This is a genomic window from Micromonospora sp. NPDC006431 (assembly GCF_042870725.1).
Taxonomy (GTDB): domain Bacteria; phylum Actinomycetota; class Actinomycetes; order Mycobacteriales; family Micromonosporaceae; genus Micromonospora.
Genome location: NZ_JBIAHQ010000022.1, coordinates 101568 through 109924 on the forward strand (window position 1 = coordinate 101568; position 8357 = coordinate 109924).

General features: G+C 66.8%; 7 protein-coding genes and 1 pseudogene. 2 read left to right on the forward strand and 6 right to left on the reverse strand.

What is annotated here, in order from left to right:
* Window position 1: 1 nt before the first annotated feature.
* Genes ACFYM6_RS29025 through ACFYM6_RS29035 form a run of 3 tightly spaced genes read right to left on the reverse strand, consistent with a single transcriptional unit; the run spans window position 2 to window position 3579 of the window.
* Window positions 2-892: an ABC transporter permease gene (locus tag ACFYM6_RS29025; RefSeq protein ID WP_387280594.1), complete on the reverse strand. Its 891-nt coding sequence runs from the start codon at window positions 890-892 to the stop codon at window positions 2-4.
* A complete protein-coding gene (locus ACFYM6_RS29030; protein ID WP_357444652.1) occupies window positions 892-1902 on the reverse strand; it encodes an ABC transporter permease in 1011 nt (336 codons plus the stop codon). Before ACFYM6_RS29030 ends, ACFYM6_RS29025 begins: the two co-directional genes overlap by 1 nt.
* An 18-nt stretch (window positions 1903-1920) precedes the next feature.
* Window positions 1921-3579, reverse strand: coding sequence for an ABC transporter substrate-binding protein (locus ACFYM6_RS29035; RefSeq protein WP_387280596.1), 1659 nt, complete (start codon window positions 3577-3579; stop codon window positions 1921-1923).
* 439 nt (window positions 3580-4018) lie between these two features.
* Here ACFYM6_RS29035 and ACFYM6_RS29040 point away from each other — a divergent pair.
* Both ACFYM6_RS29040 and ACFYM6_RS29045 read left to right on the forward strand, forming a co-directional pair.
* A pseudogene (locus tag ACFYM6_RS29040) lies at window positions 4019-4374 on the forward strand (response regulator transcription factor); the annotation flags it as partial.
* Between the two features lie 669 nt (window positions 4375-5043).
* Window positions 5044-5730, forward strand: a complete 687-nt coding sequence (locus tag ACFYM6_RS29045) for a Type 1 glutamine amidotransferase-like domain-containing protein (protein WP_357444066.1) — start codon at window positions 5044-5046, stop codon at window positions 5728-5730.
* Window positions 5731-6436: 706 nt separating this feature from the next.
* On the opposite strand, the gene ACFYM6_RS29050 is transcribed toward ACFYM6_RS29045, so the two are convergent.
* The 3 genes from ACFYM6_RS29050 to ACFYM6_RS29060 all read right to left on the reverse strand — a co-directional run bounded on the left by ACFYM6_RS29050 (window position 6437) and on the right by ACFYM6_RS29060 (window position 8118).
* Entirely contained in the window at window positions 6437-6841 is a 405-nt protein-coding gene (locus ACFYM6_RS29050) for a hypothetical protein (protein WP_387280599.1), read from the reverse strand.
* A 223-nt stretch (window positions 6842-7064) separates the two neighbouring features.
* Window positions 7065-7385 carry a hypothetical protein gene (locus tag ACFYM6_RS29055; RefSeq protein ID WP_387280601.1) on the reverse strand — a complete coding sequence of 107 codons (321 nt, stop codon included), beginning with the start codon at window positions 7383-7385 and terminating at the stop codon, window positions 7065-7067.
* 295 nt (window positions 7386-7680) lie between these two features.
* On the reverse strand, window positions 7681-8118 hold the full coding sequence (locus tag ACFYM6_RS29060) for a hypothetical protein (protein WP_387280603.1): 438 nt from the start codon (window positions 8116-8118) through the stop codon (window positions 7681-7683).
* Window positions 8119-8357: the final 239 nt, after the last annotated feature.

Here is an 8357-nt window from a genome sequence, read left to right on the forward strand (position 1 = left end):
GTCACCGCCGCTTCGCGTCAGCGCGTTCCTGCAGGCCTTCGCCGAGCAGGCTGAACCCCAGGACGCAGACGAGCAGAGCCAGGCCGGGCGGGACGGAGGTCCACCACCGACCGCCGACCACGTCCGCGGCACCCAGGCTGATCATGGCGCCCCACTCGGCGGCGGGAATGCTCACGCCCAGACCGAGGAAGGAGAGCCCGGCCAGGGTGAGCATCGCCCAGCCGCAGTTGAGCGGGGCGATCACCCGCACCGGGGTGAGGCTGTTGGGCAGCAGGTGACGCCACAGGATGCCGGCCGTCGACGCCCCTGAGGTCACGGCGGCGTCCACGAAGGGCAGCTCGCGCAGCGTACGCACCTCGGCGCGGACCAGTCGGGCGTAGGCCGGAGCGTTCACGGCCGCGATGGTGAGGACCAGGTTGAGCGGGCCGTTGCCGAGCAGGGCGGCCACCGCCAACGCGAGGATGAAGGTGGGAAACGCCTGGAAGATGTCGACGACGCGCATGAGCACGTCGTCGAGCCAGCCACCGCGGTAGCCGGCGACCAGACCGAGCAGCGTGCCGGCCACCACCGCGAGCGCGACGGCGGCCACCGCGATGCCCAGGTCCAGCCGGGCGGCGTACAGCACGCGGCTCCAGATGTCCATGCCGTTGCCGTCGGTGCCGAGCAAGTGGCCGCCGCCTGGCGCGGCCAGCGTGCTGGCCGGGTCGATCTCGGTCTCGCCCCAGGAGCTGAGCAGCGGGGCGAACACCGCGGCCACCACGACCACGGTCAGGATGGCAGCGCCGGTGGTGATCAGGACGCGGGCGAAACGGCCGTCGCGGGTGCCGCCGGCGTCGGCGGCCACGCCCTGGTCCGTGGCACCGGCCGGGCCCGCCGTGCGCAGGTCGGCCATCAGATCCTCACTCTCGGGTCGAGAATTGCGTGCACCACGTCGGCGACGAGGAACACCACCACGTAGCACAGCGCGATCATCAGCACGGAGGCCTGCACCACCGGATAGTCGCGGTAGAGCAGACCGCGCAGCGCCCACTGGCCGAAGCCCTGCCAGGAGTAGACGTACTCGACGAGCACCGTGGAACCGATGGCGGTGCCGAAGACCAGCGCGGCCAGCGACGGCAGCCGGACCAGGGTCGCTCGCAGCAGGTAGCCGTAGAGCAGGGTCCGCCGTGGTAGGCCGTGCGCCTCGGCTGCGGCGTACGGCTCCGAGCGCAGCACCTCCAGTGCGGAGGCGCGCACGCTGCGCAGCAACGGCGCGACCACCCCGACGACCAGGGTCAACACCGGCAGCACCAGGTACGCCGCGGCGGAGGCGATCGCCGGTCCGTTCCCGGTGAGCACGGCGTCGATCAGGTCGGCGCCGGTCAGCGGGGTCAGGTTGGTGTCCGGATCGACCCGCCCGCTCGGTGCCGGAAACCAGCCCAGCACGCTGTAGCCGACCAGCACGAGCACCAGTCCGAGCCAGAAGTCGGGGACGGAGTTGCCGACGAGGGCGAGCACCCGGATGCCGTGGTCGCCGGGCCGGTTGGCGCGCCGGGCCGACCAGACACCGAGCACGGTGGCGGCCACCAGCGCGATGGTCACCGCGATGACGACCAGCTCCAGCGTGGGTCCCACCCGCAGGGCCATTTCCGCGCCGACCGAGCCGCCGCTCTGGATGGAGGTGCCGAAGTCTCCCGTGACCAGTCCTCGGAGGTAGTGGAGAAACTGCCGCCACAGCGGCTGGTCCAGTCCGAACCGTGCGCGGGCCGCGGCGGCGTCCGCCTCGGTGGCGTTCTGGCCGAGGATGGTCCGCACCGGGTCGCCGGGCAGTACCCGAACCAGGAGGAAGGTCAGGACGACCACCCCGAGCAGCACCGGGATGAGCTGGAGCAGTCGTCTGACGACAAACCGGAGGATGCGCATTCGGATGCCCGGCGGTGCCTAGGCCGACGCGGTCAGGTAGCGCAGGCGGGCGAGGCCGTCCATGGGCTGCACCCAGCCGGCGACGGTGTCCCGTACCGGCAGGTTGAAGTTGGGTTGGCAGATGACCACCCAGGGCACGTCCGCGGCGAGAATCTGCTGGACCTGCTTCCACAACTGGTTGCGCGCCGATTCGTCCACGGTGGTGTGCGACTGCTCGTAGATCTTCTCGATCTCGGGATTGCTGTAGTTGGAGTAGTTGAGGTTCGCGCCGTTGACGAAGCTCGTGGCGAGCATGTACTCCACGTCGTTCACCCAGAGCTGGCCGGAGGTGAGCTGCACCGGGATGTTCTTCTTGGTCCGCCGCTCGCCGAGGGTGGCCGGGTCCAGCGGGGTCAGCTTGAGGTTGATGCCGACCTTCGCCGCCTCGCTCTGCACCTGGACGGCGATCTTCTGCTGTTCGTCGTTGTCGGCCTCGAAGACCAGTTCCGAGTCGATCGTGTTCTTGCCGGCCGCGGCCATGGCGGCCTTGGCCTGGTCGAGGTTGTGTGTGAACGGGTAGCCGCTCTCGTCGTACCCGGGCATGTCCAGCGGCACGGGGCTCTTGGCGGGGCGGGCGTCCCCGCCGTAGACGTTGCTGATGATCTGCTCGTACGGGACCGCGTACGCGAGGGCCTTGCGGACGTTCACGTCGTTGAACGGTGCCGCGGTGACGGACATCTGGATCGCCACCTGGCGGTTGCTGGCCGCCGAGATGACCTTGATTCCCGGGGCCTTCTTGAGGTCCTGGATGTCGCGCTGGCTGATGCCGAGGGCGATGTCGATGTCGCCGGCCTGCAGTTGCAGCCGCTGGTTCGCGGCGGCGGGCACCACGGAGATGCGGATGGTGGGCGTCTTGGCCGGGTCGGGGCCCGGGTAGCCGGTGTTCGCCGACAGTTCGATCTCCTGGCCCTGGGTGGCTTTCGTGACGTTGAAGTACCCGCCGGTGGGCGCGTTCTTGGCGAACCATTCCTTGGCCCAGGGGTCGCTGGCGGTGGCGTGCTTCTTGGCCTCTGCCGAGTCGAAGACGTACAGCGAGATCGCCTGGATCTGCCGGGTGAGCGCGCTGGGGAATGCCTGGTGGAACTCCACCGTGTAGTCGTCGACGACCTTGACCTGGTCCGGGCTGGTCAGCCCGATGGTGCGGTAGATGCCGGCCACGTTCGCCTGGGCGGCGAAGGCACGGTCCTTGGACCACTTCACGTCGGCGGCGGTCATCTCGTTGCCGCTGGCGAACTTGACCCCACGGCGCAGCTTGAGCGTCCACACCTTCTTCGCGGCGTCCGGCTCGAACGACTCGGCGAACGCCGGGCCGATGTTCTGGGTGTCGAGGATCTGGCTGTCTCCCGCGTTCGTGACGCCATAGTCGATCATGTACGAAAAGACGTTCTTGTAGAGCATCAGCGCGGTCAGGTCGAAGCCGACGAAGTCCTGGTCCCAGCTCGACAGGTAGCTCGAGACCGCGATGCGCAACGTCTTGGCGGTGGGGCCGCCCGACGCACCGCTCTTGGGCTTCGACCCGCTGTTCGCCGCGCAGGCCCCCGTCGCGAGCAGGAGCGCGACACTGCCGCCCAACTGCAGGACCCCGCGGCGAGAGAGTGCGGGCGAGGAGGTGCTGTCCGCGCGATCTGAACGAGCCATGAGTAGTCCTCCTAGAACCACGAGGCAGATGGTCCGCGCAGCGGACCCACTCGTGTTCTACCGGATTAAGTGGCAGTGAACAAGAGCCTGAACGGTGTTCACTGAACAAACCTCGCAACGAACGGCGCAGGCCCCCCGAACAGCCAATGACCTGCGAGGCAGATGTTCACATGAGTTTGCAGGCTTGCTACAACCACTGTTCAGGCTGTCGAAACGCCGGCGCCGGACGACCTTGGACAGGTGCGATGACCATGTCGGTGCGCATGTGGTCGGCGAGCGTCCAGCCCGCGAGGCTGCCGTGACGGCCGACCGCCAGTAGTAGTAGCTCGAGCGGGACGGCTCGCCGTGTTCCCGACCGCCGGCGTCTGCGGTGGGCCGTCGTCCGTATCCGGGATTTACAGATTCGCCCCTTGACCGTCACGCAAGCCCCCCGGTCGCCGCCGTCCGGATGGTCCGCACCGGCGACGCGCTGCTGGCGCCGGCCATTACCCGCCGCCTCGTCGAACGGTTCGCCCGCCGTGACCCGGACACGGCCGCGATCCACCGCGACCAGGCCACGCTGACACCACGGGAACTCGAGGTGCTGCGCCTGCTGGCCCACGGCCTGAGCAACGCCGAACTCGCCGGCCACCTCCACCTGTCCGAGGCGACCGTCAAACCCACGTCGCCCGCATCCTCGCCAAGCTCGCCCTGCGCGACCGCGTCCAGGCCGTCGTCGTCGCCTATGAAACCGGACTGGTCAGCCCCAACGGAACCGGAGCTGCGCTGCGGTCCACCAATCACCAGCACGGCTGAGCAGATTCCGGGCAGTGTCCCGGTCGGGCCGGTCCTGCGCCGGAACGACGTGCGTGACGCCTCAGACCTGTCGACGTCGTCCGCAGCGGCGCCGTCCGCATCGGGCGCTGCAGCTACAGCCTCCGCGCTCCGACCGTCCTGCCGCCGACCTTGCTCACGAGGGTCAAACGCCGGTTCTCGGCGGGCTGATCTACGAGTACGAACGAGCCGCACAAAAAGACCAGCTCAGCGCACATAACCGAGTTTTGAAACCCCACAGGCGACGATCGGCTGCCCGCGTTCATGCGGACCTTCATGCTATCTGCCCGCAGGGCCACTACCTCGACCAACCGCGTGTCGGAGTCGATCTACAAAACTCCAAAACCGCAGTTAATGAGGGTTGGGCCGTTCGCCAGTGAGGTAGTTCTGGATGGTTGGAGACAGCCAGGCGATGGCCATTCGACCGAGACAACCCGGAAGGTGGGACCCGAACTGGCGAACAAAACGCAGGTAAGGGCGTGGCATCCGACCTGTGTCGTCGTGCGGGCGGAGGCAGTTGACGGTTGGACGGCCGCCAGCGGATGATCCAGCGATGTGTCGCTCGGGTTAGCAAGCCGGGACGCTGGTTCTAATGGTTCTAATGGGCAACATGATCGCCGTCATGCGGTGGCTTCGGGAGAGCGGATTTTGATGAAGTTCCTTCTCACGTCGTCGGGCATCTGTAACCCGAGCATCTCCGACGCGCTCGTCGACCTGCTGGGCAAGCCGATCGCCGAGTCCACGGCCCTGTTCATCCCCACCGGTGTCTACCCCTTCTCCGGCGGAGGTGAGAGGGCGTGGAAGGCGATTCACGGCCAGGCTCCCATCCCGCTGTCCCAGCTGGGTTGGAAATCCCTGGGGCTGTTGGAGCTCACCGCGCTGCCGACCATTCGAGAAGAGAACTGGGTCCCGGCGGTCCGGGAGGCCGATGCCCTCCTCGTCTGGGGCGGCGACGTGCTGTACCTGACCTACTGGCTGCGCCAGTCGGGCCTGGCTGACCTCCTGCCGTCGCTGAGTGACACGGTTTATGTGGGGGTCAGCGCCGGGAGCATTGCGGTCACCCCGTACAACTGCGACGCCGAATTCGACCTCGGATTCGTCCCGGACGGCAGCGACATGGCGCAGGGCGCCGACCGGGCGCTGGGGCTGGTGGATTTCACGCTGTACCCCCACCTCAATCATCCGGACATGGAGGACGCCGAGCTGTCCAACATCCAGAAGTGGGCGTCCGGAATCCCGGTCCCGACTTACGCCATCGACGACAACACCGCCATCAAGGTGGTCGATGGCACCGTTGACGTCATCTCCGAAGGCGACTGGAGACTGATCAACCCCTGACCGAGACGTCCCTTCAGCCAAACCAGCCCTACACAAGGCGGGTCCACAACTCACGAACACAGCAGTCGGCCGAAGAGACGTGGGCCCCATAGACCCCGACAAGTGGGACCCGAACTGGCCCACAGAACCAGCCATCGGACTCCAGGTCGAAACGCACCTGGGCATCCGGCCGCTTGGGCCACAGCGATGACCAGATGACCAGGCCTGGTCTGCGCTCTGGGGGTGCACGCACCACTGGCGTTGTATTGATCAAAGTTGAGGACATAGTCGATCAACACGGGCAAGATGCCGTCTGAGCTGCCCGTTCTCTGGTCATCGGTGGTCAACGTTCGTTGCTCTTGGTGCACCTCTGACGGCCTGGATACGGCCTGATCTTGGGGCTTCCCTCGGCGGCATGCCAGGCCGACCGCTTGACCTCGAGACCTGGGCAATCCGGCTGGATGCGGGAATCATGCGAGCTCCATTCCGAGCGTCTGAATAACTTGCTCGACGACCCGTCAGCCGTCAGTGCTTGGGGTCCCCATGGGCAGCAAGCCGGGGAGTTGAAGCGGAACGCAGAGCCACTGCCTCGCCACCAGCGAAAACCGCACCCGACGCCTGCTGACACGGCGTCTCAAGCTGCCATCGTTGACCGCTAGTTCACGACGTTTCGCGGTGTCATGTGCCCCGCGTGTGCCCCACACTGCCAGGAGCGGGCAGGGCCGAGTCAAGGTCGCCGAACACTGCTCAACCGGTCCGCCAAGGTAGGCCTTGTCCGTCGGACTAGCTGAACAAGAACAGCAGACCACGTGGCGATGAGGCCGGACACCATGCCGGTTAGCGCGGCCACCGTGCCGGCCGCGAACGCGGTCCGGCAGTGCCGAAGTCGATAACGCAGCACGACGGTTCCGACGATGAGGCCGATGAGCGTCATGGGCACGCCGACACCGCCGATCACGAGCAGGGCCAAAGTTCGATTGGAAGGGCAGAAGACGATGCAGCCTGTCGGGTGGTCGGTAGAACTTAGTAGCACAACCAGCCCGGCGATCGCGGCCAGCGCGGCCAGCGCGGCCCACCAGGCATACATGATGCGGAAGGCGACACCGAGCCGGGCGATGGGCTCAGGCTTCATACGGTTAGAGTGCACGACCATCGGCCGGCATGCCATGTTGCGGCTACTCAACCCACCTGGGCCAGCCGTGACCCCTCGTTTGTAAGTTCTGGGCGCTTCGTCTGGGCGTGTCCGTCCGCATCCGTGAGCTCGGGCGACTGTCCGCGCCCGGCGGTTGCCGGCCGTCCTCGTCCCGGCCTGCTGCTGTCGCCGTTGCTGTCGGCAGCCGCGCTGTAGGCCCGCCTCAGTCCGGTCCGGCGGCGTCGGCGCTGCTGCCATCCTTGAACCAGACCACCGCCTGCGGTACTTCTTCCGCAACACGCGCCGCCAGCACACGTCCCTCAGCGGCGAAGGCTGCATCCTCCTCTGCCCCGACGACTCTGCTGTCGCCTGGATCGGCGATGTTGACCATGGATTCCGACCACTGCTGCCAGGACGCCAATCGCCCCACGAGGCCGGCGGAGAGTCCGAAGGTGGCAGGATCGCGCGGCTCGTAGACGCCGCTGGCCTCGTCACGAACCCACAGGGGCCAGCATCCGTAGTCGTCCATCACCTTGATCAGCACGACGTCAGGCTACGTCGAGGAGTTGAAGCGGAACATAGAACCGCTGTCCCGCCACCAGCATGAACGGCCGGCGACACCTGCTCACACGGCGTCTCGGGCTGTCATCGTTGGTCGTTGTTTGCCGACGTTTCACGGTGTCTTGTGCCCCCCTGTGTGCCCCGAAGGCGTGCGGTGCGCGCCTGGTCAGCCCGTCCGTCGTCGTCGGGCAGCGTCGGCGTCTGACGGTGGTCTTGGCTGTACTGATGGCTGTACAGCCAGCGGCGAGCTGCGTCCCTCGACCGCCGGCCGGTCCGCTCTACGACGGAAAGACGATCTCCTCTGAGCCGCCGACGCCTTCGCTGCTCGTCACGGTAAGTGTGAGGCGGTTTCCGTGTAGCTCACGAGACGCACGAAAGCGCCACTCGCACAGCAGTTCCTGCCCGGTCCCGCCACTACTCCCCGACTCCCAGTTGTAAGCAGTGCCCACCTCATCGCTGAGGCGCACCTGAAGTGCCTTGAACAGTTCCTCGCCCGGCGATCTCGGGACTGCGTCCCTACCTCTGTCCGGGCTCAAGCTCTCCATGGCCGCGTGGTAGCTGGCAACGGCAGACCGCATCCGGTCATTCAGCTCGCCGACCAACCGGACTGTCACCTGGTTAGGGCTCCATAGCTCAACGGTAAGCAGATACATGTCTGTCCCTCTGACCTCGGCAATCCGCTTCCCGGAGGCGACGACACGCGGTAGACCTGCCATGCGATGACGGTAGGGCCTGCTGGTTCGGTTGACCAGGATGTCGCGTGCGGATCTCCTCGTCGGGCGGTCGCCAGACCGTCCAGCCTCCCGCCGACACTGAGGGATTATGAGATCAAGATGGGCGACCCGGCGAGCTGCGCGGATCCCTGTCTGTCAGGCTGAGATGAGACAGCCTTCCCGGGCGAGCTAGGCTCGACGGGAGACAGGAAGAGGATCATCGTGACACTACCCAGCACGCC